General features: G+C 65.7%; 24 protein-coding genes. 6 read left to right on the forward strand and 18 right to left on the reverse strand.

Translation table 11 applies throughout. The features are described 5' to 3' along the window. Positions 1–9: 9 nt before the first annotated feature. A complete protein-coding gene (gene fabZ, locus FHT08_RS14960) occupies positions 10–471 on the reverse strand; it encodes a 3-hydroxyacyl-ACP dehydratase FabZ (RefSeq protein ID WP_104538122.1) in 462 nt (153 codons plus the stop codon). Continuing rightward, positions 468–1,481: a UDP-3-O-(3-hydroxymyristoyl)glucosamine N-acyltransferase gene (gene lpxD, locus FHT08_RS14965; RefSeq protein WP_104538121.1), complete on the reverse strand. Its 1,014-nt coding sequence runs from the start codon at positions 1,479–1,481 to the stop codon at positions 468–470. The genes fabZ and lpxD overlap by 4 nt, the downstream gene beginning before the upstream one ends. A 128-nt stretch (positions 1,482–1,609) precedes the next feature. On the opposite strand from lpxD, the gene FHT08_RS14970 reads away from it, so the two are divergent. Beyond that, positions 1,610–1,804, forward strand: coding sequence for a hypothetical protein (locus FHT08_RS14970; RefSeq protein WP_104538120.1), 195 nt, complete (start codon positions 1,610–1,612; stop codon positions 1,802–1,804). A 72-nt stretch (positions 1,805–1,876) separates the two neighbouring features. On the opposite strand, the gene bamA is transcribed toward FHT08_RS14970, so the two are convergent. The 16 genes from bamA to FHT08_RS15050 all read right to left on the reverse strand — a co-directional run bounded on the left by bamA (position 1,877) and on the right by FHT08_RS15050 (position 19,987). Beyond that, complete coding sequence (gene bamA, locus FHT08_RS14975; RefSeq protein ID WP_166775563.1) at positions 1,877–4,282, reverse strand: outer membrane protein assembly factor BamA; 2,406 nt, start codon at positions 4,280–4,282, stop codon at positions 1,877–1,879. 83 nt (positions 4,283–4,365) lie between these two features. Then, positions 4,366–5,712 carry an RIP metalloprotease RseP gene (gene rseP / locus FHT08_RS14980; protein ID WP_166775564.1) on the reverse strand — a complete coding sequence of 449 codons (1,347 nt, stop codon included), beginning with the start codon at positions 5,710–5,712 and terminating at the stop codon, positions 4,366–4,368. A 26-nt stretch (positions 5,713–5,738) separates the two neighbouring features. After that, positions 5,739–6,929, reverse strand: a complete 1,191-nt coding sequence (locus tag FHT08_RS14985; protein ID WP_166775565.1) for a 1-deoxy-D-xylulose-5-phosphate reductoisomerase — start codon at positions 6,927–6,929, stop codon at positions 5,739–5,741. Between the two features lie 2 nt (positions 6,930–6,931). Beyond that, positions 6,932–7,759, reverse strand: a complete 828-nt coding sequence (locus tag FHT08_RS14990) for a phosphatidate cytidylyltransferase (protein WP_166775566.1) — start codon at positions 7,757–7,759, stop codon at positions 6,932–6,934. Then, positions 7,756–8,517: a polyprenyl diphosphate synthase gene (gene uppS / locus FHT08_RS14995; RefSeq protein WP_166775567.1), complete on the reverse strand. Its 762-nt coding sequence runs from the start codon at positions 8,515–8,517 to the stop codon at positions 7,756–7,758. Before uppS ends, FHT08_RS14990 begins: the two co-directional genes overlap by 4 nt. A 17-nt stretch (positions 8,518–8,534) precedes the next feature. Beyond that, positions 8,535–9,092 carry a ribosome recycling factor gene (frr, locus tag FHT08_RS15000; protein WP_104538114.1) on the reverse strand — a complete coding sequence of 186 codons (558 nt, stop codon included), beginning with the start codon at positions 9,090–9,092 and terminating at the stop codon, positions 8,535–8,537. Positions 9,093–9,290: 198 nt separating this feature from the next. Further along, positions 9,291–10,013 carry a UMP kinase gene (pyrH, locus tag FHT08_RS15005; protein WP_166775568.1) on the reverse strand — a complete coding sequence of 241 codons (723 nt, stop codon included), beginning with the start codon at positions 10,011–10,013 and terminating at the stop codon, positions 9,291–9,293. A gap of 105 nt (positions 10,014–10,118) precedes the next feature. Further along, positions 10,119–11,642 (reverse strand): GGDEF domain-containing protein, encoded by a 1,524-nt coding sequence (locus FHT08_RS15010; protein ID WP_104606315.1) that lies wholly within the window; start codon positions 11,640–11,642, stop codon positions 10,119–10,121. 272 nt (positions 11,643–11,914) lie between these two features. Continuing rightward, on the reverse strand, positions 11,915–12,793 hold the full coding sequence (gene tsf, locus FHT08_RS15015; protein ID WP_104538112.1) for a translation elongation factor Ts: 879 nt from the start codon (positions 12,791–12,793) through the stop codon (positions 11,915–11,917). 169 nt (positions 12,794–12,962) lie between these two features. Then, on the reverse strand, positions 12,963–13,784 hold the full coding sequence (gene rpsB / locus FHT08_RS15020; protein WP_026064294.1) for a 30S ribosomal protein S2: 822 nt from the start codon (positions 13,782–13,784) through the stop codon (positions 12,963–12,965). 382 nt (positions 13,785–14,166) lie between these two features. Beyond that, positions 14,167–14,874, reverse strand: a complete 708-nt coding sequence (locus tag FHT08_RS15025) for a fimbria/pilus periplasmic chaperone (RefSeq protein WP_104538110.1) — start codon at positions 14,872–14,874, stop codon at positions 14,167–14,169. A 2-nt stretch (positions 14,875–14,876) separates the two neighbouring features. Next, complete coding sequence (locus FHT08_RS15030; protein ID WP_104538109.1) at positions 14,877–15,209, reverse strand: hypothetical protein; 333 nt, start codon at positions 15,207–15,209, stop codon at positions 14,877–14,879. Positions 15,210–15,257: 48 nt separating this feature from the next. Then, positions 15,258–16,292 carry a spore coat U domain-containing protein gene (locus FHT08_RS15035; RefSeq protein WP_166775569.1) on the reverse strand — a complete coding sequence of 345 codons (1,035 nt, stop codon included), beginning with the start codon at positions 16,290–16,292 and terminating at the stop codon, positions 15,258–15,260. Then, a complete protein-coding gene (locus tag FHT08_RS15040) occupies positions 16,289–18,640 on the reverse strand; it encodes a fimbria/pilus outer membrane usher protein (protein WP_166775570.1) in 2,352 nt (783 codons plus the stop codon). Before FHT08_RS15040 ends, FHT08_RS15035 begins: the two co-directional genes overlap by 4 nt. 16 nt (positions 18,641–18,656) lie before the next feature. Then, entirely contained in the window at positions 18,657–19,427 is a 771-nt protein-coding gene (locus FHT08_RS15045; RefSeq protein WP_047130792.1) for a molecular chaperone, read from the reverse strand. An 8-nt stretch (positions 19,428–19,435) separates the two neighbouring features. Beyond that, positions 19,436–19,987: a spore coat U domain-containing protein gene (locus FHT08_RS15050; protein ID WP_181126352.1), complete on the reverse strand. Its 552-nt coding sequence runs from the start codon at positions 19,985–19,987 to the stop codon at positions 19,436–19,438. A gap of 291 nt (positions 19,988–20,278) precedes the next feature. Between FHT08_RS15050 and map the strand changes: the two genes are divergently transcribed. From map to FHT08_RS15075, 5 genes are read left to right on the forward strand one after another with little or no spacing between them, the layout of a single operon-like run. Further along, positions 20,279–21,055: a type I methionyl aminopeptidase gene (map, locus tag FHT08_RS15055; RefSeq protein ID WP_104606308.1), complete on the forward strand. Its 777-nt coding sequence runs from the start codon at positions 20,279–20,281 to the stop codon at positions 21,053–21,055. Further along, positions 21,052–23,661 carry a [protein-PII] uridylyltransferase gene (locus tag FHT08_RS15060; RefSeq protein WP_104606307.1) on the forward strand — a complete coding sequence of 870 codons (2,610 nt, stop codon included), beginning with the start codon at positions 21,052–21,054 and terminating at the stop codon, positions 23,659–23,661. Before map ends, FHT08_RS15060 begins: the two co-directional genes overlap by 4 nt. A gap of 20 nt (positions 23,662–23,681) precedes the next feature. After that, positions 23,682–24,848 carry a 2,3,4,5-tetrahydropyridine-2,6-dicarboxylate N-succinyltransferase gene (gene dapD, locus FHT08_RS15065; RefSeq protein ID WP_166775571.1) on the forward strand — a complete coding sequence of 389 codons (1,167 nt, stop codon included), beginning with the start codon at positions 23,682–23,684 and terminating at the stop codon, positions 24,846–24,848. A 26-nt stretch (positions 24,849–24,874) separates the two neighbouring features. Then, entirely contained in the window at positions 24,875–25,318 is a 444-nt protein-coding gene (locus tag FHT08_RS15070; RefSeq protein ID WP_243849053.1) for a hypothetical protein, read from the forward strand. Further along, positions 25,315–25,671, forward strand: coding sequence for an arsenate reductase (locus tag FHT08_RS15075; RefSeq protein ID WP_104538104.1), 357 nt, complete (start codon positions 25,315–25,317; stop codon positions 25,669–25,671). The genes FHT08_RS15070 and FHT08_RS15075 overlap by 4 nt, the downstream gene beginning before the upstream one ends. Positions 25,672–25,772 lie beyond the last annotated feature (101 nt).

Genomic DNA, 25,772 nt, shown 5'->3' on the forward strand with positions numbered 1-25,772 from the left:
AAAAACGGATTATTCCTTGGCGCCGGCGCACATGACTTCGGCACTGGCCACGACTTCGCCGTTGACCTTGGCCTCGCCGTAATAGCATCCCATGTTGCGGATCAAGCGCTTCATCTGCACTTCCAGCATGAGCACGTCGCCCGGCACCACCTGCTTGTTGAAGCGGGCGTTGTCGACCTTGACCATGTAGAACAGCTTGGACAGCGCGTCGCGTCCCAGTCCGAGCTGGGTCATCACGCCACCGGCCTGCGCCAATGCCTCGATGATCAGCACGCCGGGCATCACCGGGCGGGTGGGGAAATGGCCCTGAAAAAATGGCTCGTTGATGCTGACGTTCTTCTGCCCGACGATGCGCTTGGCATCCAGGTCAAGCTCGACAACCCTGTCGATCAGCAGAAACGGATAGCGGTGCGGAATCAGCGTCTGGATCTGGTTGACGTCGATCGGCAGCTCGTAGGTGGGGTGACTCATTCTTTCTCCTTGCCCACAGCCAGGATGCGCCTTGCCAGCACATCGAGTTGTTTGAAGCGCGCGGCATTCTTGCGCCACGTGCGATTGTCGGTGAGAGGGGTCCCGGACGAATACTCGCCCGGCGCATGGATGGAATTGCGCACCACCGACTTGCCGGTGATCACCACCTTGTCGCAGATCTCCAGATGCCCGACCACGCCGACATGCCCGCCGAGCAGGCAGTAACGGCCGATCCTGGCGCTGCCGGCAATCCCGGTGCAGCCGGCGATGGCGCTGTGTGCGCCGATGTGGCAGTTATGCGCGATCTGCACCAGGTTATCCACGCGCACGTCCTCTTCCAGCACGGTGTCTTCCAGGGCGCCGCGGTCGATGCAGGTGTTGGCGCCAATCTCGCAATCGTCGCCGATCACCACGCCGCCCAGTTGCGGGACCTTGATCCAGTGGCCGGCATCCATCGCCAGGCCGAAGCCGTCGGCGCCGATCACCGCACCTGGATGAATGCGTACGCGCTTGCCCAGGCGCACCCGGGTCACCAGGGTGACGCGGGCGAGCAGCTCGCTGCCGTCATCGACCACGCAGTCCTCGCCGATGATGCTGCCGGTGCCGATCACGCAGCCATCGCCCACGCGGCTGCGCGCACCGATGCTGACGAACGGGCCGACGTGTGCGTTTGGCGATACCTGTGCGCTGGGGTCGATCGCCGCGGACGGGTGGATGCCCGGCTCGCGCACCGGCGCCACGTCGAACAGGGCGGCGATCTTGGCGAAGGCGGTATAGGGATCCTTGGCGACCAGCGCGGTGCCGCGTGCGTCCTGCGCGTCGTCGGCGCGCAGGACCACCACTGCGGCCTGCGTCTGGCCCAGCTGCGGACGGTAGCGTGGATTGGACAGGAAGCTCAGTTGTCCGGCGCCGGCATGCGCCAGGGTGGCGACGCCACTGACTTCGATGGCGCCATCACCGACGAGGGTCAGACCAAATTGTTCGGCAATCGCACTGGCGGTCAAGCGCATCAGGGTGAACCTCTTGTAAATGCGGGAGAGCGGCTTTAACGGGGAAAAAACACCATTAAGCAGTTCCCAACAAAGCCTGCGTATCTAGGGTGCTGTCGCGATCAAGCGGCGAATCCAGGAGCAAGCATATGAAAACCGTTCCTTCCATCCTTGGTGGTCTGGTCATGATGGGAGCGGTCGCAAGTGCATCGGCCCAATCCTTCGATGTCGAGCAGGGCAGGGCGACCGGTGAGCAGCAGCTGCAGTGTCTCAGCCTGCCTGCCGGCGACATCGCCAGCTGCCTGTCCAACACTGTTTCCACATGGTTCGACAGCTGGTTCTGACCGGCCGACATCCCCACCGGCGATACACGGGCGGCTCGCACAAGCGAGCCGCCTTTTTGTTGCCGTTGGCGGTTAGAACTGACCGCCGAAGGTGAACTGCAGACGTTCGATCTCGTCGTTGTCTTCCTTCTTCAACGGAAACGCGTAGCTGATCGAGATGGGGCCGACCGGTGCGCGCCACAACAGCGCCACGCCGGTGGACGCACGCAGCTCATTGGCCTTGAAGTTGTCCACGCCATCGTAGACATTACCGAAGTCGAAGAACGCTGACACGCGTGCCGACGGGCTGTCGAACAGCTTCGGGAAATACATTTCCACCGAACCGACGGTCTTGAACGAACCACCCAGCGGCTGGCCGCGCGTGTAGTTCAGGGTACTTTCCGAGCGTGGACCCAGCGTGTTGTCTTCGAAGCCGCGCACCGAGTTGGTACCGCCAGCGTAGAAGTTCTCGTAGAACGGCAGGCCGGTGGCCGTCACGGATCGGAGCAGGTTGCTGCCATTGCAGGCTTGTTCGGTAAATGTCGTACTGCTCTCTATTCCGCAAATCTCACGCGAGCTGTCTTTGCCATAGCTGTCGCCATAGCCCAGCTCGAAGCGCGTGTTCAACACGATCGCCGGGATGATCGGCCAGTAGTTGGAGATCTGGTAGTTGAACTTGTAGTACTCGACCGTGGAGCCGGGCAGGGTGGTCTCCAGGCCGACGCGCTGATACATGCCGCGGGTCGGCATGAAGAAGTCGTTGCGGGTATCGCGTGCCCAGCCCAGTTCGGTGCGCCAGGCATGGAAGGTGCTTGTGCCGATCGCATCGATATAATTGATGATGGCTTGCGGGGTCTGGCCCTGGAACGTGTTGATCTGGTTGCTGTCGACGCCGACCATCGCCGAGACGGTATCGTTTTCGGTGATCGGCACGCCGAACACCACCTGCGCCGAACCGTTCTTGCTGTTGTACTGCGCGGTGTTGAAGTCCGAGTAGTCCAGCGAGCGCCACGACAGGTTGTAGCCCAGCGACACGCCGTCGTCGGTAAAGAACGGGTTGGTGTAGGAGAACGCATAGCGCTGCTGGTAGCTGCTGCGCGAGGCTTCCACCGCCACCCGGTTGCCGCCGCCCAGGAAATTGTTCTGCGACAGCTGCACCGAGGTGGTCACACCGAAGCTCTGCGAGTAACCCAGGCCGAACACGAAGCTGCCGGAGGTGGTTTCCTTGACGTTGTAGACCACATCAACCTGGTCGTTGCTGCCCGGCACGGCCGGCGTTTCCACGTCCACGCTCTCGAAATAGCCCAGGCGCTGCAGGCGGATCTTGGAACGGTCGATTGCCGCCTGCGAGTACCAGGTGTTTTCGAACTGGCGCATTTCGCGGCGCAGCACCTCATCGGAGGTACGGCTGTTGCCCTTATACAGGATGCGGCGCACGGTCACGCGCGGGCCCGGCACCACCTGCAGGTTCACCGCAACGGTGCGGTCCTCGCGGTTCGGGGTCGGCAGCGGGTTGACCTTGGCAAACGCGTAACCGACGTTGCTGAGCGTGTTGGTGATCGCATCGGAGGTGTACTCCAGCAGCGCACGCGAGAAGATGTCGCCGGCCTTGGGGATGACCAGGCGCTCGATGTCGGCCTGCGGCAGCACGGTGTCGCCGGTGACCTTGATCTCGGAAATCTTGTACTGCTCGCCCTCGGTGACGCCGGCGCTGACGAACATGTCGCGCTTGTCGGGGCTGATCGACACCTGGGTGGAGTCGATGCTGAAGTCCACGTAGCCGCGGTCCAGGTACCAGGAGTTGAGCTTCTCCAGGTCGCCGGACATCTTCTCCTTGGAGTACTGGTCGTCGCGGCGGTACCACGAGGCCCAGTTGTGCTCCTTGGATTCCCAGTTCTCCAGAATGTCCTCGTTGGCGAACTTTTCGGTGCCGATCAGGTTGACGTGGCGGATCTTGGCGGCCTTGCCTTCCTTGATCGCGATCGCCACGTCCACGCGGTTACGGTCCAGCGGGCTGACCGTCGGGGTGATCTCGACGTTGTACTTGCCGCGGTTGTTGTACTGGCGGGTCAGTTCCTGGGTCACGCGGTCCAGGCTCAGGCGATCAAAGGTGCCGCCCTCGGTCAGGCCGATGTCGCCCAGACCCTTGAGCAGCTCCTCGGACTTGATGTCCTTGTTGCCGGTCACGGTGAGCTTGTTGATCGCCGGACGTTCTTTCACGGTGATCACCAGGATGTTGCCCTGACGATCCAGCTGCACGTCTTCAAAGAAGCCGGTGCGGTACAGCGCACGGATCGAGTCGGCGACCTTGCCATCGTCCACGGTGTCGCCGCGGTTCACCGGCAGATAGGTGAACACGGTGCCGGAGGCAATGCGCTGCAGGCCGTCGACGCGGATGTCGCTGGCAACGAACGGCTCTGCGGCCAGGGCAACGACTGGCAGGCTGAGGCCGGCGGCAAGAGCGAGGGCAAGCAGGCGGCGAGTGGGAAGACGCGTCATGTCACATCCGGTTGGAGTCGATTTCGGGTGTTGCTGGATGCCGACGTATGACGACGACAACAGGCGGAAAGAGGGGAGCAGCTTCATCGTGGAACCAGGCCGAGGATGTCGTTGTAGAACGCCAGTCCCATCAGCCCGGCCAGGACCGCCAAGCCGACATATTGTCCGGCAATCATGGCCCGTTCGCTGATCGGGCTGCCCTTGACCAACTCGATAAGGTAATACAGCAGATGCCCACCGTCCAAGATCGGGATCGGCATCAGGTTGATGATCGCCAGGCTGAGCGACAGCAATCCCAGGAAATACAGGAACCAGTCGAGCCCGCGTTCGGCCGAGGCATTGGCCGCGCGCGCAATCGTGACCGGCCCGGAAATGTTCTTGACCGAGGCCTGGCCGGTCAGCATGCGCTTCATCATGCCCAGCGAATCGGCGGTCATCCGGCCGGTTTCACGGATTGCCGCCGGCACCGCGGCGAACACCCCATACTGCTGGCGGCTGTCGTATGCAGGTGCCTGTGCCGCCGCAAACCCCACGCCCAGCAGCCACTGGCCCTGCGGCGATCGACGTGGGGCGATCTCCAGCGCCAGCCGGTCTCCGCCGCGCGCGACTTCGATCATGCCGGTGCCGCCCTGCGCGCCCAGTGCCTGCAGTTGGACAGGAATCTCGTCGGCCGAACGGATCGGCTGGCCGTCGATGGCCACGATGCGGTCGCCCGGCTGCAGCAGCCCCTGCGCCGCAGAGCCGGCGACCACCTGGCCCACGACCGGCGGCTGCAGCATGAACTGCCAGCCGATGCCGGCCAGCGACGCCACGCGGCGCTCGTCAAAGCCGGCCGGCAGCTGCGACAGCCGCAGGGTGTGCTCGCGGTTGCCGGCGCCGTCGGTGGCGGTCAGCACGCGGATATCGCGCTTGTCCATCGCCGCCGTGGTGAGCTGCATGCTGGCATCGCTCCAACTGCTGACGGTGCGTCCGTCGATGCGCACGATGCGCTCGCCCGGGGTCAGGCCGGCTTCGGCGGCCAGGCCATCGGCACGGCCGACAGTGGGCGAGTAATCCTGCTTGCCGACCACGAACATCGCCCACAGCATCGCCATGCACAGCAACAGATTGGCGATCGGGCCGGCGGCCACGATGGCGATGCGCTGCCATACCGTCTTGCGGTTGAAGGCCTGGTCCTGCTCGGACGGATGGACGTCGCCTTCGCGCTCGTCGAGCATCCTGACATAGCCGCCCAGCGGGATGGCCGCCACCACGAACTCGGTGCCGTGACGGTCGAGACGCATCCACAAGGGCTTACCGAAGCCCACCGAGAAGCGCAGCACCTTGACGCCGCAGCGGCGCGCGACCCAGAAGTGCCCGAACTCGTGAAAGCTCACCAACACGCCCAGGCTGACGATCATCCACCAGACCGAACCGATGAAATCAGCCATGGATGCAACTCGTCTGCGTAAATCGATCAGGCATGAAGGCGGTGATGGGCGAGGGCGCGTTCGGTGATCTGTCGCGCTTGCGCATCGGCAGAAAGCAGGGTGTCGAGGGAGTCGGCATTGTGCCGTGGGAGCGTTGTCAGTGTGTGTTCGACCAACGCGGGAATCGCTAGGAAACCCACCTGGCCCTGAAGAAACGCTGAAACAGCCACTTCATTGGCCGCGTTCAGGACCGCAGGCGCGGTTCCACCGGCCTCCAGCGCCTCCCAGGCCAGGCGCAGGCACGGGAATGCGGCCATGTCCGGAGCCTCGAAATCCAGTCGTCCCTGAGTCAACAGATCCAGCCCGCCAACGCCGGACTCGACCCGGTCCGGCCACGCCAGGCCGACTGCCAGCGTGGTGCGCATGTCCGGCAGGCCAAGCTGTGCCAGGGTGGAGCCGTCGACGAATTCCACCAGCGAGTGCACCAGGCTCTGCGGATGCACCAGTACATCGATCTGCGCACCGGGCAGGCCAAACAGGTGATGCGCTTCGATCACCTCCAGGCCCTTGTTCATCAAGGTCGCCGAATCCACCGAGATCTTCGGCCCCATCGACCATTTGGGGTGGGCGACCGCCTGCGCGGGCGTGACGGCGCCTAGCGCAACACGGTCCCAGCCCCGGAACGGCCCGCCGGAGGCGGTCAGGATCACCCGGCGCACGCCGCGACTGGCGTCGCAGGAACGCAGGCACTGGAAGATGGCGCTGTGTTCGCTGTCGATCGGGATGATCTCGGCGCCGGCGGCAGTTGCGGTGCGGGTCAGCAGCTCGCCGGCCAGCACCAGGGATTCCTTGTTGGCCAGCAACAGGCGCTTGCCAGCGCGGGCCGCAGCCAGCGTGGAGGGCAGGCCGGCCGCTCCCACGATCGCTGCGACCACGGTGTCGCAGGCATCGCTGGCGGCCAGCGCGTCCAGGGCGTCGGCACCGGCATGCGCCTGGGTGACCAATCCGGCCGCACGCAGACCGTCGCGTAGCGCCGGATACAGGGATGGGTCGGCAATCACCGCATGCGCAGGGCGGTGGGTGACGCATAGCGCCAGCAGGGCGTCGACCTTGCTGCCGGCCGACAACACGCTGGCGCGCAGCCGCTGCGGATGACGGGCAATCACATCCAGTGCCGACGCACCGATCGAGCCGGTGGCGCCGAACACGGCGACCTGACGGAGAGGGGAGCCAGCCATGCCTAGAATCCGAGAATTTCCTTGCCGAGTGCGAACACCGGCAGGGCGGCGAGCACGCCGTCGATACGATCCAGCACGCCACCGTGGCCCGGAATCACCGCGCCCGAGTCCTTGGCGCCGGCGTGGCGCTTGAGCAGGCTCTCGAACAGATCGCCCAGCACCGAGGCCATCACCGCCACTGCCGAGACCAGGACCAGTTGCGGCACATGCGCCAGGGTGAGTCCGGCCAGCCAGCCGAAGGCGCAGGCGACCACGATGCCGGCGAACAGGCCGCCGAGCAGGCCTTCGATGGTCTTGTTGGGGCTGACCCGCGGCGCCAGCTTGTGCTTGCCGAACGCGCGGCCGGCGAAATAGGCGCCCGAATCGGCCGCCCACACCATGGTCAGCGCGGTCAGCAGCCACAGATTGCCCTTGTCCGGGTTGGCATGCAGCAGCACCAGCGCGGCCCAGGCCGGCAGGACCGCCAGCGTGCCTGCGGCGAGCTTGAGCGCGCGCGCCTGGCCGTTGCCGTGATCGGCACCGAAGGTGAAAAAGCGCAGCCACAGCAGCGCCAGCAGCCACCAGACCACACCCACCAGGGCGGCGATCTGGAACAGCACCATCGAGCCGGCCGAGGCCCAGACCATCAGCACCATCAGCAGCAGATTGAGCATCAGCAGCACGGTGCGCGGCAGGCTGTCGTCGATGCCGGAGAGCTTGAGCCACTCCCACAGGCCGGTCAGGAACAGGATCGCCGCCAGCGCCGCCAGCCACTGCGTGGGCAGCAGCACGATCGCGCAGATGGCGAGCGGCGCCATGATCAGCGCGGCAATCACGCGGGTCTTGGTCATGCGGACGAGCTCTCCGTCGCCTTGTCGGCGATCTGGGCGCTGGTCAGACCGAAGCGACGTTCGCGCCCTGCATAGTCGTCCAGTGCCTGCTGCAGCACGCCGGCGTCGAACTCCGGCCACAGGGTTTCAGTGAACCACAGTTCGGTGTAAGCCAGCTGCCACAGCAGGAAATTGCTGATGCGGGTGTCGCCACCGGTGCGGATGAACAGGTCCGGCGCCGGCAGATCGGCCAGCGCGACGCGGCTGGCCAGCAGCGCTTCATCGATCTGCTGCGGTTGCAGACGACCGGCGGCCACCTCTTCGGCCAATGCCCGCGCGGCCAGCGCAATGTCCTGACGGCCGCCGTAGCTGGCGGCGATGCTCAGCACCAGCCGCGCATTGGCGGCGGTGATGCGTTCGGCACCGAGCATGCGCTCGCGCAGCGGCGCCGCAAAGCGGCTGCGATCGCCGATGAAGCGCACCTGCACGCCACGGCGCTGCAGCTCGTCGACCTCGCGATCGAGCGCATGCAGGAACAGCTTCATCAGCGCATCGACTTCTTCCTGCGGGCGCCCCCAGTTTTCACTGGAAAACGCGAACAGGGTGAGCGCCGAGACGCCTTTTTCCAGGCAGAAATCGATGGTGCGATTGACCGCACGCGCGCCGGCGCGATGGCCGATCATGCGCGGACGCCGCCGACGCTGCGCCCAACGCCCGTTGCCATCCATGATGATGGCGATATGGCGCGGCACGGCGGCAGCGGAAGGTGCTGGATGCATGGCAGGCGTCGCCACGATCAGACCGTCATCAGTTCCTGTTCCTTGGCCTTGACGACCTCATCCACATCCTTGATGGCCTTGTCGGTGAGCTTCTGGATGTCGTCTTCGGCGCCGCGCGCTTCGTCTTCGGTGGCCGCCTTGTCCTTGAGCAGATCCTTGACCTGCTGGTTGGCATCGCGACGGATGTTGCGGATGGCCACCTTGCTGTCTTCGCCCTCGCCATGCACGGCCTTGCTGAGCTCCTTGCGGCGCTCTTCGGTCAGCGGCGGCAGGTTCAGACGGATCACGGTGCCGACCACGGTCGGGGTCAGGCCCAGATCCGAGGCATAGATCGCCTTCTCGACGTCCTTGATCATGCCCTTGTCGAACAGGCTGATGACCAACGAGCGGCCTTCGGAGACGCTGATGCTGGCAACCTGATTTAGGGGGGTGTCGGTGCCGTAGGCCTTGACCTTGATGCCGTCCAGCAGCGCCGGAGAGGCGCGCCCGGTGCGCACGGTGGTCAGGGAATGGCGCAGAGCATCGATGCTCTTGGTCATGCGCGTCTGCGCGTCTTGTTTGATCTGGGTGAGCATCGCCGGAATCCGTGTGGAGCTGAATCCGGAGATTATAGCCGGGACTGGGGTTTCACGACTCGCGGGTCGTCAGGACCCGCGTAAGCCGGTTCACTTGCCGGTGCCGCTTCCGCTGGAGCCGCTCCACCGGCAGGCATCAACGCAGGCGTCAGCACTGCGCTTTAACGAATCCCCAATCCCGATTCCCGATTCCCGCCCTCAGCTCCGGCCCTGCACCAACGTGCCGATCTGCTCGCCATGCAGGATACGCAGCAATACGCCGGGCTCGCTCATGCCGAAGATGCGCAGCGGTAGGTCGCTGTCGCGCGCCAGGGCGAAGGCGGCGGTGTCCATCACTTCCAGGCCCTGCAGGATGACCTGGTCGTAGGTCAGGCTGTCGTAACGCACCGCATCGGAGTGCTTCTTCGGGTCCTTGTCGTACACGCCGTCGACCTTGGTTGCCTTGAGCAGCAGGTCGGCGCCGATCTCGATCGCGCGCAGCGCCGCACCCGAGTCGGTGGTGAAGAACGGATTGCCGGTGCCGGCGGCGAAGATCGCGATGCGGCCCTTCTCCAGATGACGGATCGCGCGACGGCGGATGAAGTCCTCGCAGACATCGTTGATCTTGATCGCGCTCATCACGCGGACCTTGGCGCCAAGCTTTTCCAGCGCGTCCTGCATCGCCAGCGCATTGATCACGGTGGCCAGCATGCCCATGTGGTCGCCGGTGACGCGGTCCATGCCGCTGGCGGCCAGGCCGGCGCCGCGGAAGATGTTGCCGCCGCCGATCACCAGCGCGACTTGCGCGCCGGCCTGTTGGGCCTCGATCACTTCGTGGGCCAGGCGATCGATGACCTTGGGATCGATGCCGTAATCCCCGTCTCCCATCAGCGCCTCCCCGGAAAGTTTGAGAAGAATGCGGCGATAGGCAAGTTCGGACATGGGAAAAACCTCGGTGTGGGGGGATCGGCAAACGCCGGCAAGTCTAGCGGAAGCCTGTCACCGGGCGTGGTAAAATTCGGTATCGGGGACGACGTGACGCGTTGCTCAGTGCGCGCGCGGAGGCTGCGGCGTCGGCACATCGGTCGCATCGTAGGCGGTGACGCGGTTGCGGCCGCGATGTTTGGAGCGATACAGCGTGCTGTCGGCGGCCTGCAGCAGATGCTCGATGCTGTCGAACTGCCGGTCGCCACCGCCGTGGGTGGCCAGTCCTGCCGAGAAGGTGATGTGCAACGGGCCGCCCTGCAGTTGCGCCATCGGCGTGCGCGCGGTTTCGGCCAGGATGCGCTCGACCACCATCAATGCCGCCTCTGCCGCGGTATTGGGCAGGATCACCAGGAATTCCTCGCCGCCATAGCGGGCGACCAGGTCGCTGGTGCGCACCATGCGTTGCAGCGTCTGCGCAAAATTGCGTAGCACCTCGTCGCCGACCAGATGGCCATACGCATCGTTGACGCGCTTGAAGTCGTCCAGGTCGATGAAGGCGATCGACAGTGGCCAGTTCTGCCGCGATGCCAGCTCGAACTCATGCGCGAGCGCAGTGCCCAGCTGATGGCGATTGAACACGCCGGTCAACGCATCGCGGCTGGCCTGTTCGGCCAGATGGCGCATGCGGTTTTCCGATTCGTCGGCATGCCGGCGCGCTTCGGCCACATCCTGCAATTCGCGCAGGCTGCGCAGCATCGCCAATTCGCGCGCCTGCTCGAAGATCATCTGGATGTGCTCGGGTTGCGGCACGCGGATGTCGAACAGGGCCTCCAGTTCGGGCAGCGACTCGGCGATGCGTTCGATCACTTTTTCGAAGCGTTCGGCATCCAGTTCCAGCACGTCCTGCGCCTGTCGCTGCGCGCGTTCGGTGGCGGCCACGGCGCTGGCCGACAGCCAGATGTCTGCCAGGCGTCCGGACAGCGCGACACAGGCCATGAAGGGCTCCAGGCTGGTCAGCTCCTCCTCGCTTTGCGCGATGGCGTTCTGCAGGTACGGCGGCAATTGCCAGTGATGCGCGAGCCATGCGCCGACCTCGGCATGGGTGGCGCCCAGATGCGCGCGTTCGGCATCCAGCAGCGCGGTGTTGTCGGGTGCTTGTTCCAGGAGCGGCGCATACAGTTGGGGCACGCCCTGCAGCAGGGCAAGCTTGCCGATGTCCTGCAACAGGCCGGCCAGCATGAGTTCTTCGGGTTTGCGGATGCCGTAGGCCTGCCCGAGGATGCGACTGGCCAGCGCACACAGGCCGGCCCGTCGCCAGATGCGCTCATGCAGCGGATGTGCGGTGAACGTGCTGCGCACGCCGTGTACCATCGAAAACCCCAGCGCCAGACTCAGGGTCGCATTGAGGCCGAGCATGGCCAGCGCCTGGCCAAGGTTGTCGATACGGCGGCGGCTGGCGTACAACGGTGAATTGGCAACGCGCAGCATGCGCGCGCTCAATGCCATGTCCATGCCGATGACGTTGGCCGTGGTGGTCATGTCCACGTCGGGGTCCTGCGCCAGCTCGATGACGCGCAGCGCGACGCCGGGAGGCGAGGGCAGGTTGCGGCAGTAATGCAGGGCGGCCTGTAGATCTGGTTGCATGGGTCATCGCCGGCGGTGAGCGCAAGCATACCGCCGCGCTCGTTAATGGGGCACGCCATGCTCCGCCATCGCCGCGCTGCAGCGCGTGCGTGATGGACGCGAAAGCTTGGTCGGCATCAAGGTTTAGCGGCAGCGGCAACGACATCTGTAGAGTTGAGGCCGGTTGTGTGCCCGGCGGATGCGTTCGCTTCAGTTTCGGGAGCGGAAAGGGGGCAGCTGCGGGCAAAAAAAAGCCGCGGCAGGCCGCGGCTTCTTCTGTGCAGTAGCGAGGATCAGGCCAGTCCGGCCTGCTTCATCACTTCGGCGGCGTAGTCTTCCACCACCTTCTCGATGCCTTCGCCAACGGCCAGGCGCTGGAAACCGACCACGTCCGCACCGGCAGCCTTGACGGCCTGCTCGACGGTCTGGTCGGTGTTCAGCACGTACGGCTGGCCGTACAGCGTCACTTCGTTGACGATCTTGCTGATCTTGCCGCTGATGATCTTTTCCAGGATATCGGCCGGCTTGGCCTTGTCCTTCTCGGACATCTTGGCCAGTTCGATTTCCTTTTCCTTGGCGACGAACTCGGCCGGAACATCGGAGGCCTTGACGTGCGGCGGGTTCATCGCAGCAATGTGCATGGCGATGCCACGGGCCAGTTCGATGTCGCCACCCTTCAGCTCGACCAGCACGCCGATGCGACCGCCGTGCACGTAGGCCGCAACGTTGTTGGCGCTGTCGATGCGAACCAGGCGACGCACCTGCAGGTTCTCGCCGACCTTGGCGATGACCGCTGCGCGACGCTCTTCAATGGTTTCGCCGCTGTCGAGCTTGACGCTCTTGAGCGCTTCGGCATCGGCTGCGTCCGAGTTCAGTGCGGCGGTGGCCACGGTCTCGGTGAAGGCCAGGAAGTTCTCGTCCTTGGCGACGAAGTCGGTTTCGGAGTTGACTTCGACCAGCACGGCCTTGCCGCCGGCCTGTGCGGTGGCGATGCGGCCTTCGGCGGCAACGCGGTCAGCCTTCTTGTCGGCCTTGGCCAGGCCCGACTTGCGCAGCCATTCGGCAGCGGCATCGATGTCGCCTGCGTTTTCGACGAGTGCCTTCTTGCACTCCATCATGCCGGCGCCGGTGCGCTCGCGCAGTTCCTTGACCAGGGAAGCAGTGATTTCCATGGAATTACCTCATATGGACGAATGCGTGCGGCGGAGTGTTCCGCCAGTAGGAGACGGCGCAGCCATGCCGGCCGCCCCCGTAGAAATGTTCAGTGGCCTCGGCGACGGGGCGCAGTGGACCCGTCGGGGCTGCGGCCGCACAGCATGGTGCGGCCGCATTGCAGGCCGATTACTCGGCAGCCGGAGCGGCGGCGTCGGCCGGTGCGTCAGCCTTCTTGTCGCCCTTCTTGGCCGGAGCGCGACGGCCCTTGCCTTCGTCGGCGGATTCGGCGGAGAACTCTTCTTCGCGAACCGAAGCGGAGTTCGGCGCAGCAGCCTTGCCTTCCAGCACGGCGTCGGCAGCGGCGCGTGCATACAGCTGCACGGCACGGATGGCGTCGTCGTTGCCCGGGATGGCGTAGTCGACCAGGGCCGGGTCGTAGTTGGTGTCGACCACCGCGATCACCGGAATGCCGAGCTTCTTGGCTTCCTTGATGGCAATGTCTTCATGGCCGATGTCGATCACGAAGATCGCGTCGGGCAGACGGTTCATTTCCTTGATGCCGCCCAGCGAGGCGTCCAGCTTCTCGCGCTCGCGACGCAGGCCCAGCACTTCGTGCTTGACCAGCTTGTCGAAGGTGCCATCGGTCTCGGCCGACTCCAGTTCCTTCAGGCGGGCAACCGACTGCTTGACGGTACGGAAGTTGGTCAGCGTGCCGCCCAGCCAGCGCTGGGTCATGAACGGCATGCCGCAACGCTCGGCTTCTTCCTTGATGGACTCGCGCGCGCTGCGCTTGGTGCCCAGGAACAGCACGGTGCCGCGCTTCTGCGCGATCGAGGAGAGGAAGTTCATCGCGTCATTGAAGAGCGGAACGGTCTTCTCGAGGTTGATGATGTGGATCTTGCCGCGCGCGCCGAAGATGTACGGCGCCATCTTGGGGTTCCAGTAGCGGGTCTGGTGACCGAAATGGACGCCGGCTTCCAGCATCTGACGCATGGTGACTTGGGGCATTGAAGTAACTCCTGATAGCGGAATCGCCGTGCGCGGGCTTGACTTTAAAGAGTCCGCACATGGATGTGCGGGCCCTTGCGAAAGGGTGCGCACGTAATTCCGGGGTTGGGCTTCCCTGTCGCCTCCGTGACGAACCCCTTGTGGGGGCACCCCGGCACGGATGGCGGCGGCAGGTGTGAATTCGTCGATGACGTCCGACGTGAACGACGCAATGCGTGGGATACGCAAAACAGCCGGCGGAGTATAGCCGGCGGAGCGAGTGCATGCAATCGGGAACCGGGAACCGGGAATCGCACGAGCTTAGGTGCGCGGGCGTCCAAAAGCCCACGAACGATCAGCTGCCGCCATGCGCCTTACCGATTCCCCATTCCCCATTCCCCATTCACGGCTGCAGAGCCAGCGTGCTTTCGATGTCGCTGTTGATGCGTGCCACGAAGCGGCCATTGCCTGCGGGCAAGTCGGTGGGCAGCGGCCATTGGCGGGTCTGGCCGGGCAGCACGTAACCGGCGAGGTCGTCGCGGATGCTACGGCGGGTGCCGCCGGCATCGATGTAGGCCAGGTCGGCCAGCCTGGCGTGGCTGAGCCCGGCGTTGTGGACTTTCAGTGAGCGGCCGTTGCCGTGGCCGGACAGGCTGGCCTGCAACAGCGGGTGCGGGTCGCCGGGCTGGCTGGGCAGGGCGAACACCGGCGTGGAATACCGCAGCAGTTCGGTGTCGCTACCGGCGGCATGCTGGGTTACCACCAACCGGTAGCTGTCTTCGGTCTGCGCCGGGCTGGGAGTTAGGCGGATCACCCGCAGCAGTTGCCGGCCTTGCGCGGGAATTTCGAAATGCGCCGGGCTGACGGTGGCCGCGGTAGCGGGTTCGAGCAGCTCGCGGTCGCCGTCCTGGCGCCAGCGGTAGAGTCTGGCTTCGGCGCGCCACGGCAATGCAGCATGGTTGTAAAGCCAGACGGTCGCTTGGTCGCTGTCGGCGGGAATGCGTGCGGTGGTCGGAGCGATGGCGATCTCGGCGCCAACGGCGCTGCCGGTGAGGGCCAGGCTGGCCAGTGCCAGCGCCAGCAGGCAGCAACGGGGGCTGGGCGCAGTCATGGTCAGAACGCGATCGTGGTCATGCGCGTGCTGCCGGCAGGCGCTGGCCCGGCGAGTGCGCTGGCATCCTGCCCGGTACTGGTGAGGGCGGGGGCCTCGGCGCTGCTGTCTGCCGTAGCGATCGCCATCGGCGTACCCCTGGAACAGCTGGCGCGCGGCGGCGCAGTGCGCAGCTCGCAGCCGCTGAGCAGGCGCAGGCCGATGTGCAGGGTGAAGTTCTCCGGGCCACGGGCAGTGGCCGCACCGGCTGTAGTAGAGGTCGCGGTGAAGACGAGGGCGACCAGCGTCAGGCGCTTCAGTAAGGTGACCAGCGTCATAAAGGCAATCGTTTGCATAGGAGACGTAACGAATAGCGACGTTCCAGATGCGAACTTTATTAACTGTCAGTAAGTGATCGAGACGGTCACCGTGTCGTTGTAGGCGCCCGCAATGGGCTGCTGCGGTGCCGGTGCGCGGCCATAGACGGTCACCGTCTGAGTGACTCCGTTGCCGGTGCCGTTGAGCGTATCGACGCCGATGCTGGTGCCCCAGCGATTGCCGCGGCCAGCGTCCCGATACAACTCGTAGGCAATGTAGTTGGCACTGCTGGCATGGCGCATGCGCCGGACGCTGCCGGTGGCATTGACGCCGTCGCCTAGCCCGATATTCCAGGCGGTGCGGTTGGTGCACGACAGGCTGATGGTGGAGGTACGGTCGATGGCGGTATCGATGGAGCCGGCGATGCTGCCGAAATCCAGGTCGGTGGTGACGTAGGTATTGCAGCGTGCCGGCACGTTGGCCGAGGCAGTGAACGGGAAGGCGTTGCTGGCGGTCTTGGCGCCGCTGCCGCCGGCCGTGCAGCTGCTCGGCGCCGGCGGGACACCGGTGATGCTCTCGTTGTAGGAGTAGCGCAGCACGGTATCGGCACCGCCGAAACTGCTGGTGTGGTTGCCAACCGACAGGATCTGATTGGCCGGAATGCGCCCGTAGAGGGTGATGGTGGTCGTCTGCGAGCCGCCGGTGATCACCGGAACGCCGTAGGACAGCGTCAGCACGCGCGGCGAAGGCGTCGTCGACCCGGTGGCGCCCCAGACCTGGGTACGCGTGGCCTCGCTGTAGATCTGGAAGTCCAGGCTGTCGCCGGTGGGGTTGAGCATGCGGCGCGGCGCGTACAGTCCGTTGCTGGCGCTGCCCGGCCCGAGGTCCAGGCAAAGACTCACCTGCGCATAGCCCAGCACGCTGAGCGCAGCGGTCGCGCAGGAGACGTTGAGCGTCGCCACTGCATCGGTGGTGCCGTTGGCCGCCACGTTGCCGAATGCCAGCGGGGTGCCGAGGGTGACGCTGCAGGTGGTGTCCGCGCGCGCATTCTGGCTGGGTGCAAGCCACAACGCGGCGATCGCCAGCGCAAGCACGAAGCGGCAGGCTGCAAGCGGATTCATGGGGTCTGCTGCTCGAGGACGCAGGGCAGCGGGCCGACCCGCGGAATGCCGCTGCGGATGGCCGGGTAGGTGAATCGCACGCTGCAGCGGCCAGTAGGCAGCTCCACCAGGATGCGGTTGTCGACCTGCAGGTTGTCCAGATAGGTCTCGCCGTCATAGCCGACCACCACGCGTTCGGCATTGCCCTCGCGCTGCACCACACTGCCGACCGGCAACGGCATGCCCTGGGCGTCGTGCAGCACGATCGTGGCCGCGCGTACCCGGGTGATGCCGAAGCGCACCGTCACCCCGGACTGCTGGCGCGGTGTCACCGCGGTATCGACGCGATCCACCCGCAGGTCCGCCGGCAGGTTCAGGGTGTCGATGGATAGCTGATTGCGCTGCCACGACTGCAACGGGGTGACCAGCAGCATCCCGCGCGCGTCGGTGACGCCGATCAGGCGATTCTCCAGCCGCACCGGAATGCCGGGCTGGCCGTCGGTGGAGACCACCGCAAAGGCATCCTGGATGTCGCGTGCGGCAAAGCCGCTGCCGTCCATCCACACCAGACTGCCGCTGGCGCTGGCATAGCTGAAGTTGGCGCCATCCTGGTTGGCGACGCCGAAGTTGTAGCGGCCGATACGGTTCAGCCATCCCAGTTCGGCCAGGCCTCCGCTGGCATCGTCGCCGGCGCGCCCCTGCAGGCGCCAACCGATCCCGCCCAGATCGCCGTCGCCGGGCAGCGGCTGGCTGAGATCGGCCACAAATCCGGTGCGGTCACCATTGCGCTGCACCGATGCGCTGGCCTGGCGTAACTCGCCGAACGTGGTCGACAGCGACAGATACAGGCTGCGGTCGCTGCGCACATCCAGATTCTGGTTGCCCGACAGATTGGCCGCCCAGGTGCGCCCGAAACTGCGCGACCAGAACAGGCTCGCGTAGCGCGAGGTGTCGCCTTGCGGGTAGCTCAGCCGCACATAGCTGGTGCCGAGCGAGCCGATCGGATCGACGTTGATGCCGAACACCGCGCGGTCGCTGACGCGCGCCGGCAATGCGCCCTGCAGCGCGCCCAGATCGCGATAGTCGCCGTGGGTGCGCTGGGTGCCGACAGTGAAGTTGAAGCGACGATTGTTCCAGGCATACCCCAGCACGTACTGGCCGCCGCGCAGCGCATCCATCCGGCTATGCGCGTAGGCCGCGTTGACCACCCCGCCCACACCGAGCAGCCACACGCCGCCGGCGCCGCCATTGACCACGCCGCCGCCGGCCTCGGCATGCGCTTCGATGGTGACGTCCTCGCGCAGGCCTTTGCGCAGCGTGGCGCTGGCGACCGTGCGCGAGTCATAGGAAAACGAGCGCACGCCGTAGTCCTGGCGCAGATGGCCGATGCCGGCAGACCACTCGGAAACGCCGCGCGCCAACAGCTGCGGCGTGCCATAGAACGCGAAGTCGAGCCGGCGCACTTGGCCGAAGGCATCGGTCACCACGATCTGCGCCTGCCCGGTACCGCTGATGCCTGGTTGCGCAGCCAGCTGGAACGGGCCGGCCGGCACTTGGCCGCTGTACTGGCGCAGGCCATCGACGTAGAGCTCCACAGTCGATGGCACCACCGCCTCGCCCAGGAAGCTTGGCGTGGGAGTGAGCACGCGGTACGGCTGCAAGGCATAGTTGCGGCCGACCTGTACCCCGCCCAGGCGGATCGAGCGGCTCCAGTCGACAAAGCCGCTGTAGAAATCTCCGGCCGTCAGGCTGGTGGCGCTGTCGGGGAAATCCATTTGCCAGGCGCTGTCCAGGCGCACCGCTTCGCTGCGCCAGCGCTGGTCCTGCGGGCGGTCGTAGGCCAGGAACACCGCGGTGGTGTCGACCATGCCGCGGCCGATGCCGAAACCGCGCAACTCGGTCGCCAGCGACACGCTGCTGGCGCCGGCATTGCGTGTGGCATAGAAGTCGTAGTTGAGCAGGATGCCCGGCGAGGCGGTGGCGCTGGGCGGTGCGACCTGTTCGGCCTTGAGCACCGTGGTGGAGAGCGACAGCTGCGCCAGCGGCACCTGCAGTGCCAGTCGCTGCAGTGCGGCGTCGTAGCGCACTTCCACGTCAGGCAGGCGATCCAGGTCGACCAGCTCGCTGGCGGCGCGGTCGGCCAGGATGAAGCCGAGCTTGCGCAGCGTGTCGACCGAGCCGCGCAGGTGGCCGTCCACCAGTTCGAACGGTGCCAGACCGCGGTCGGCCTGATTGAGGGTGACATCCAGGTACAGCGTCTGCGCCAGGGACGCCACGCTCTGCGGAGCCTGATCGGGGAGCGCTGCCATGTCGGCCAGATCGCCGGACGCAGCGTGTGCCAGGCAGGTGGCCGTCGCAAGCAGCGTCATCGCCAGCCGGCCCGCATCACGGCGCCGCTGGCGCGGCCAACAAGGTGCGTTCGTCTGCCTCACCATTGATCCTTGCGATGATGGCGCCGCGGCCGAACTGGGCCAGCGGTGCACCCAGCGACCAGCGCATGGTCTGGCCGGGCAGGACATAGCCCACCAGTCCGTTCAATACGCTCTTGGTCGTGCCGTCGACCCGATGCTGCAGGTCGGCGACTTGGGCGTGTCCGTTGCCGGTGTTGCTGATCTGGATCTGCGCATTGCCGTCGCTGCCGGCAATTACCTGCGTGCTCAGGGTCGGCGTGGATTCGGTCTTGCCCGGTGGCAGCAAAAAGATCGGCACCGAATAGCGCAACACGAATTGCATGCCCTTGAGATCCGCATCGGTGCTGGGCAATTCGTCGACGATGATGCGGTAGCAGACTTCCTCGCTGGCGGGCGCAGGCCCGGCGCGAATCACGCGAATCAGCTGGCGCTCGCCGGCGGCAAGCGTGCGCATCGGCGGGCTGACCAGCAGTTCCTGGGTCGGGTCGAGCTGATCCTTGCCGTCACGCTGGGTCCAGCGATAGGCACGGGTCTGCACCTGCACCGGCGCGCTGCCGCTGTTGCTCAGCCAGAGCCCGTCGGCGGACTGCTGCGCGCTCAGTGTCAGCGAGGTCGGTGCCAGCTGCAGGCTGGCCGCCTGTGCAGACCGCAGCGGCAAGCCGCTGCCAAGCGCCAGCGTGAGCGCCAATCCGGCCGTCACCAGCCAGACTGGCATCCGGTACCACGGGCGGTGGTGCGATGGCATGCGCGCGCTCAATAGACGATCGTGGCGGTGATGGTGTCTTGGTAGGCACCGATCGCGGGATTGTTGGCCGATGGGTTGGTCACGCGGCCATAGACCGGATAGATCTGGTTGATGCCGGTGGCGGTGCGGCTCAGCGTATTGGTGCCGGTGGTGCTGCCCCACACCGTGCTGCGGCCCAGATCCTGGTACAGCTGATAGGCGATGAAGTTGTTGGTGGTGACCAGCGCATCGGTGTTCTTCATGCGGCGGGTGGTGACATCGTTGGCGGTGCCGGCATTGCTGCCCGCGCTCAATGCGATGTTGTACGGGGTCAGCGCGGTGCACTGCGCGGTCACGCTGCCGTTGGCGTCCGCATTTGTGGTCGAGGTGGACAATACCGAGCCGAAGTCGACGTCCGTCGCCGAGGCGGCGGTGATGGTGCAGGCCTTGGTGACGGCGATCTTGACGTTGAACGTTGTGGTGTCTGCTGCAGTGGCGGCGCCAATGGTCGAGAGCAGGCCGAGGGACAGCAGGACAGGACGGACAGTACGCATGGACATTTCCTTGACCAGTCTGGTCATTAGTGACGCGACGGCTTGTCGCCTTCCCTGCAATGCATCAGCTGTGCCAAAGATTACCCTGAATAATTCGTCTATCTCACTGTTTAACCTAAAAGTTTTCGTGAAATTGCGATGTCTTCCGGATGACTCCGATTGCGTATTTTTTGACGCGCGCGGTAGTGCGTCACACATGAATACGCGTTGCTGCCAGTTTCCTGCTGCCCCGTCCGTTTCCACCGGTCTATCGCCTTCAGCATGAAAATGCCCATGCGGGTCGTTCAGATTCAGTCCGAATCGGCGATAATCGCTGCCATGAGCGTCAATCTGAAAACCAAAGAAGAAATCGAACTGATGCGCGTCGCCGGCCGCCTGGCCGCCGAGGTGCTCGATGTCGTGGCTCCGTATGTGCAAGCGGGCGTGACCACGGCCGAGCTGGACCGCATCTGCCACGACCACATCGTCAACGTGCAGGGCACCATTCCCGCCAACGTCGGCTACCGGGGCTTTCCCAAGAGCGTGTGCACCTCGGTCAACAACGTGATCTGTCACGGCATCCCGAGCGCGGCCAAGGTGCTGAAGGACGGCGACATCGTCAATATCGATGTCACCGTCATCAAGGATGGCTGGCATGGCGACACCAGCCGCATGTATTACGTCGGCACGCCGTCAGTGATGGCCAGACGCCTGGTCGATACCACCTATGAGGCGATGTGGCGCGGCATTCGTGCAGTCAAGCCGGGGGCAACGCTGGGCGATGTCGGTCACGCGATTCAGAAGTTTGCCGAAGCCGAGCGCTTCAGCGTGGTGCGCGACTATTGCGGCCACGGCATCGGCAAGGTCTACCACGACGAGCCGCAGGTGATGCATTACGGCCGTCCCGGCGAAGGGTTGGTGCTCAAGCCCGGCATGACCTTCACCATCGAGCCGATGATCAACGAAGGCACCTACCACCATAAGACCCTGCCGGACGGCTGGACCGTGGTGACCAAGGACCGCAAGTTGTCCGCGCAGTGGGAACACATGGTCGCGGTGACCGAAGACGGCGTGGATGTGCTGACGCTGTCGCCGAACGCTCCCGCTCCGGTATGACGGCCACGCCGGCGGACCGACCCGACCCGGGTGTCGCCGGCGATGCCGAGTGGGCCGCGCAAGCGCGCCCGCTGCTGGTGCATGCCGACATGCGGCTGTGCAAGCGCTTCGACCAGGGCGAGCCGATCGAACGCCTGGTGGCCTTGCGCGCACGCGCGGTCGACCAATTGATGCGCAATGCGTGGACGCGCTGCATCCCGGCCGATGCCGGACTGTCGTTGCATGCCGTGGGGGGCTATGGGCGCGGCGAGCTGTTCCCGCGCTCGGATGTGGATGTGCTGGTGCTGGGCGAGACCGGCGTGCAGCAACAGCACGAGCAGGCCCTGGCGCGGCTGTTCGCCTTGTTGTGGGATGTGGGCCTGCCGATCAGTCACGCGGTGCGCTCGCCGGCGCAATGCACCGCCGCGGCCGCCGATCAGACGGTGTTGACGGCCTTGATCGAATCGCGGCCGCTGGTGGCTGGCGGTCAGGCGCGTGCCGCCCTGGCGGCAGCGATTTCGCCGCAACAGGTGTGGCCGGCGCGCGAGTTCTTCCAGGCCAAGCGCGAAGAGCTGCTGGCGCGGCATCAGCGCTTCGGCGATACCGCCGACAATCTCGAGCCGGACATCAAGGACGGCCCCGGTGGTCTGCGCGATCTGCAGACGCTGGGCTGGATGGCGCTGCGCGCGTTCGGTGTCAAGGATCTGGAGGCGCTGGTCGGACTCGGTCATGTCGGTTTCGACGAGGCCGCAGCGCTGAGGCGCGAACGCGAGGAGCTGGCACGGCTGCGGTTTGGCTTGCACATGGTCGCCAACCGGCCGGAAGAGCGCTTGGGATTCGATTATCAGAAGACCCTTGCCGAGCGGCTGGGCTTTGCCGACGACCCGGAAAGTCTGGGCGTGGAAAAGATGATGCAGCGCTTCTATCGCAGTGCTGCGTTGATCCGTCGCATCAGCGACCGCTTGCTGCAGCGCTTCGAAGAGCAATTCGACGGCGAGGCGGTGCCGGAGTCGCTCGGCGGGGGCTTCAGTCTGCGCCGCGGCTACCTGGCCGCGGATGCAGAGGACTGGCCGGGCGGCGATGTGCTGCAGGTCTTTGCGCTGTTTGCGCAATGGGCGGCGCATCGCGAGGTGCGTGGACTGCACTCGCTGACTGCCCGCGCGCTGGCCGAGGTGCTGCGCGAGTTGCCGGCCTACGACGTGGCCGATGCGACCGCGCGCGACAGCTTCATGGCGCTGCTGCGCGGCCCGCGGGCGGTGGAGTCGCTCAACCGCATGGCGCGCCTGGGCGTGCTCGGCCAGTGGATTCCGGCATTTGCCAGCGTGTCCGGGCGCATGCAGTTCGACCTGTTCCATGTCTACACGGTGGACCAGCACACCCTGATGGTGCTGCGGAACATCGCGTTGTTTGCCGCCGGTCGCGCCGACGAGCGTTTTTCGATCACCCATGAAGTCTGGCCGCGCCTGCGCAAGCCGGAATTGCTGCTGCTGGCCGGCCTGTTCCACGACATCGCCAAGGGCCGTGGCGGCGATCATTCCGAGCTGGGCGCGGTGGATGCGCGCGCGTTCTGCCAGGCGCATCGGCTCAGCGAGGGCGATACCGCGCTGGTGGCCTGGCTGGTCGAACAGCATCTGCGCATGTCGGTGACCGCGCAGAAGCAGGACATCTCCGACCCGGAGGTGATCCACCGTTTCGCCACCCTGGTCGGCACGCGCGAACGTCTGGATTACCTGTATCTGCTGACCTGCGCCGATATCGCTGGCACCAGTCCCAAGTTGTGGAATGCGTGGAAGGACCGGCTGCTGGCCGATCTGTACTTCGCCGCGCGGCGCGCGCTGCGCGAGGGCCTGGAGCATCCGCCGCCGCGCGAAGAGCGCCTGCGCGAAGCGCGCGAGTCCGCGCGCGCGCTGATGCAGGCGCAAGGCCACGACGATGCCACCATCGACCGTCAGTTCGCCGGCATGCCGGATGAAAATTTCCTGCGCTTCCGTCCCGAGCAGCTGGCCTGGCAGGCGGTGTCGCTGATCGAAGTGCAGATCGGCCAGACCCTGGTCAAGGCGCGGCGTGCGGTGCCGGACAACGACGCGCTGGAAGTGTTCGTGTATTCGCCCGACCGCGATGGCCTGTTCTCCGCGATCGTCGCCACGCTGGATCGCAAGGGCTACGGCATCCATCGCGCCCGCGTGCTGGATGCACCGCACGATGCGATCTTCGACGTGTTCGAAGTGCTGCCGCAGGACAGCTCCGCAGATGGCGACCCGCAGCGCCTGGCTGCGGCCTTGCGCCAGGTGCTGGCCGGCGACCTGCACAAGGTGCGGCCCTCGCGGCGTGCGGTGCCGCGCCAGTTGCGCCACTTCCGCTTTGCGCCGCGCGTGGAGTTCAGCGAAAGCGCCGGTGGCCGCCGTACCCGCATCAGCCTGGTGGCGCCCGATCGCCCCGGCTTGCTGGCCGACGTGGCCAATGTGCTGCGTCTGCAGCACCTGCGTGTGCACGATGCGCGCATCGCCACCTTCGGCGAGCGTGCCGAAGACCAGTTCCAGATCACCGACGAGCATGACCGCCCGTTGCCCGAATCCGCCCGGCAGGCGCTGCGCGATGCGCTGTGCGCCTGTCTCGATCCCACTTAAGTCCGTTCGGAGACCCCCCCATGGCCACCAGCAAGAAGACCGCGCGCAAGCAGGGCGCCACCCCCACCAACGCAGCGCCCAAGCGCGCGACGAGCAAAAGCGGCAAGGCGCGTCAGGCGCCGGCCGTCGACAAGCGCAAGGCCACCGCGGCGGCTGGCAAGCCTGTGGCCGCCAGCAAAAGCGTTACCAAGCAGGTGACCAGGAAAAGCGCGACCAAGTCGGCGACCAGTGCGGCCCCGCGCGTGGCCAAGCAGCCGACCAGCGTGGTGTCCGCACCGGCCGCCAAGAAGGCTGCAGCTGCGAAGAAACTGCCGATCGCCGAAAAGGCCGTCGGCGGCGCTGCAACGCCGGTGGGTACTGACGAACTCAAGTTCGGCATCGAAAGCGCATTCGAGCGCCGCGCCAGCTTGACCGTCGACGAGATCGACGGCTCCACCCGCGCCATCGTCACCCGCGTCATCGACGGCCTGGAGAGCGGCGAGTTCCGCGTCGCCGAGCCGGACGGACAGGGTGGCTGGAGCGTCAACGAGTGGTTGAAGAAGGCCGTGCTGCTGTATTTCCGCGTCAACGAAATGGCCGTGATCGACGCGCAGCCGGCACCGTTCTGGGACAAGGTGGAGTCGCGTTTTGCCGGCTTCGGCGAGGCCGAGTTCCGCAAGGCCGGCGTGCGTGTGGTGCCGGGTGCGGTGGCGCGGCGCGGCAGCTATTTCGGCAAGGACGTGGTGCTGATGCCGAGCTTCACCAATATCGGCGCGTATGTGGGCGAAGGCACCATGGTCGATACCTGGGCCACGGTGGGGTCGTGCGCGCAGATCGGCGCACATTGCCACCTGTCCGGTGGTGCCGGCATCGGCGGCGTGCTCGAACCGCTGCAGGCCAGCCCGACCATCATCGAGGATCATTGCTTCATCGGTGCGCGTTCGGAAGTGGTCGAAGGCGTGGTCATCGGCCACCACAGCGTGATCGGCATGGGCGTGTTCATCAGCCAGAGCACGCGCATCTACAATCGCGCCACCGGCGAGATTTCCTACGGCTACGTGCCGCCTTACAGCGTGGTGGTGTCCGGCCAGCTGCCGTCGAAAGATGGCTCGCATTCGCTGTATTGCGCGGTGATCGTCAAACAGGTGGATGCCAGGACCCGCAGCAAGACCAGCGTCAACGAGCTGCTGCGCGGTCTGGCCGATTGAGCACAGTGCAGCCTGCGCAGGGTGCCATGCTGTCGCGTCCGCTCAGTGGCTGGGTCCGCTGGGGCATTCCGGCCATGTGGTTGGGATGGGTGGCGCTCTACGTGGCCGGCTCGCTGCTGCGCGACGGCGTGCCGCAGCAGCTGGATGCCCTGCGTTGGCTGGCGCCTGTGCTGGTGGTGCTGATGACCTTGCGTCTGGCATGGGCGTCCAGCCGGTGGGCGCAGGTTCGCGATGCGGGCGATGCGCTGGAGATCGTGCAACAAGGACGATCGCAGCGGGTGGATCTTGCCGAGCTGCGCTCGGTCGATGCGGCATGGCTGATTCCGCCACGGCGGATGGCGCTGAAATTCCACGGCACACGCGCCGATGTGGTGTTCCTGCCCGCACACGGGCAGGAACACGATCAACTGGTAACCACCCTGTTGGCGCGTGCAAGCGCGCGCCGCGGAGTCGAGAAGGCGACGACATGACCACGCTCTATGGATTGAAGAACTGCGACACCTGCAAGAAGGCGACCAAGTGGCTGGACCGCTTCGGCGTGGCCTACAGCTTCGTCGATTACCGCGAGCACACGCCCGCGCCGGAGACGTTGGTGGATTGGGCCGGCAAGGCCGGCGGATTCGAGGCCCTGATCAACAAGTCCTCGACCACCTGGCGCCAGCTGCCCGACAACAAGAAGACGCCCGGTTCGCACGCCGAATGGAAGTTGCTGCTGCGCGAGTACCCGCAATTGATTCGCCGCCCGGTGGTGGTGACAGAGGACGGTACGCTCAGCCAGGGCTTCTCCGACAACGGGTTCAAGGCACGCTTCAACATTGCCTGATGGCGCCACCGCGCCGTCGGCTCGCACACGCCTGTGCGGGGCGGCCGCGGGGAAGGCAGGCGACCTGCTGATGCCGGCGACCCAGATGCATCTTTTATCGG

This window comes from Xanthomonas sp. CFBP 8151 (assembly GCF_011761885.1).
Lineage (GTDB): Bacteria > Pseudomonadota > Gammaproteobacteria > Xanthomonadales > Xanthomonadaceae > Xanthomonas > Xanthomonas arboricola_B.

What these genes read in the sequence shown, in the direction of transcription:
- FHT08_RS15070 (WP_243849053.1), top strand. Translation starts at nt 24,875, where the DNA reads ATGCTGTCGCGTCCGCTCAGTGGCTGGGTCCGCTGGGGCATTCCGGCC.
- FHT08_RS15075 (WP_104538104.1), top strand. Translation starts at nt 25,315, where the DNA reads ATGACCACGCTCTATGGATTGAAGAACTGCGACACCTGCAAGAAGGCG.
- FHT08_RS15010 (WP_104606315.1), bottom strand. Translation starts at nt 11,642, where the DNA reads ATGCAACCAGATCTACAGGCCGCCCTGCATTACTGCCGCAACCTGCCC.
- FHT08_RS15030 (WP_104538109.1), bottom strand. Translation starts at nt 15,209, where the DNA reads ATGCAAACGATTGCCTTTATGACGCTGGTCACCTTACTGAAGCGCCTG.
- FHT08_RS14970 (WP_104538120.1), top strand. Translation starts at nt 1,610, where the DNA reads ATGAAAACCGTTCCTTCCATCCTTGGTGGTCTGGTCATGATGGGAGCG.
- map (WP_104606308.1), top strand. Translation starts at nt 20,279, where the DNA reads ATGAGCGTCAATCTGAAAACCAAAGAAGAAATCGAACTGATGCGCGTC.
- FHT08_RS14990 (WP_166775566.1), bottom strand. Translation starts at nt 7,759, where the DNA reads ATGACCAAGACCCGCGTGATTGCCGCGCTGATCATGGCGCCGCTCGCC.
- FHT08_RS15025 (WP_104538110.1), bottom strand. Translation starts at nt 14,874, where the DNA reads ATGACTGCGCCCAGCCCCCGTTGCTGCCTGCTGGCGCTGGCACTGGCC.
- fabZ (WP_104538122.1), bottom strand. Translation starts at nt 471, where the DNA reads ATGAGTCACCCCACCTACGAGCTGCCGATCGACGTCAACCAGATCCAG.
- FHT08_RS14985 (WP_166775565.1), bottom strand. Translation starts at nt 6,929, where the DNA reads ATGGCTGGCTCCCCTCTCCGTCAGGTCGCCGTGTTCGGCGCCACCGGC.
- dapD (WP_166775571.1), top strand. Translation starts at nt 23,682, where the DNA reads ATGGCCACCAGCAAGAAGACCGCGCGCAAGCAGGGCGCCACCCCCACC.
- rpsB (WP_026064294.1), bottom strand. Translation starts at nt 13,784, where the DNA reads ATGCCCCAAGTCACCATGCGTCAGATGCTGGAAGCCGGCGTCCATTTC.
- FHT08_RS15040 (WP_166775570.1), bottom strand. Translation starts at nt 18,640, where the DNA reads ATGACGCTGCTTGCGACGGCCACCTGCCTGGCACACGCTGCGTCCGGC.
- pyrH (WP_166775568.1), bottom strand. Translation starts at nt 10,013, where the DNA reads ATGTCCGAACTTGCCTATCGCCGCATTCTTCTCAAACTTTCCGGGGAG.
- uppS (WP_166775567.1), bottom strand. Translation starts at nt 8,517, where the DNA reads ATGCATCCAGCACCTTCCGCTGCCGCCGTGCCGCGCCATATCGCCATC.
- FHT08_RS15035 (WP_166775569.1), bottom strand. Translation starts at nt 16,292, where the DNA reads ATGAATCCGCTTGCAGCCTGCCGCTTCGTGCTTGCGCTGGCGATCGCC.
- FHT08_RS15060 (WP_104606307.1), top strand. Translation starts at nt 21,052, where the DNA reads ATGACGGCCACGCCGGCGGACCGACCCGACCCGGGTGTCGCCGGCGAT.
- frr (WP_104538114.1), bottom strand. Translation starts at nt 9,092, where the DNA reads ATGCTCACCCAGATCAAACAAGACGCGCAGACGCGCATGACCAAGAGC.
- rseP (WP_166775564.1), bottom strand. Translation starts at nt 5,712, where the DNA reads ATGGCTGATTTCATCGGTTCGGTCTGGTGGATGATCGTCAGCCTGGGC.
- lpxD (WP_104538121.1), bottom strand. Translation starts at nt 1,481, where the DNA reads ATGCGCTTGACCGCCAGTGCGATTGCCGAACAATTTGGTCTGACCCTC.
- tsf (WP_104538112.1), bottom strand. Translation starts at nt 12,793, where the DNA reads ATGGAAATCACTGCTTCCCTGGTCAAGGAACTGCGCGAGCGCACCGGC.
- FHT08_RS15050 (WP_181126352.1), bottom strand. Translation starts at nt 19,987, where the DNA reads ATGACCAGACTGGTCAAGGAAATGTCCATGCGTACTGTCCGTCCTGTC.
- bamA (WP_166775563.1), bottom strand. Translation starts at nt 4,282, where the DNA reads ATGACGCGTCTTCCCACTCGCCGCCTGCTTGCCCTCGCTCTTGCCGCC.
- FHT08_RS15045 (WP_047130792.1), bottom strand. Translation starts at nt 19,427, where the DNA reads ATGCCATCGCACCACCGCCCGTGGTACCGGATGCCAGTCTGGCTGGTG.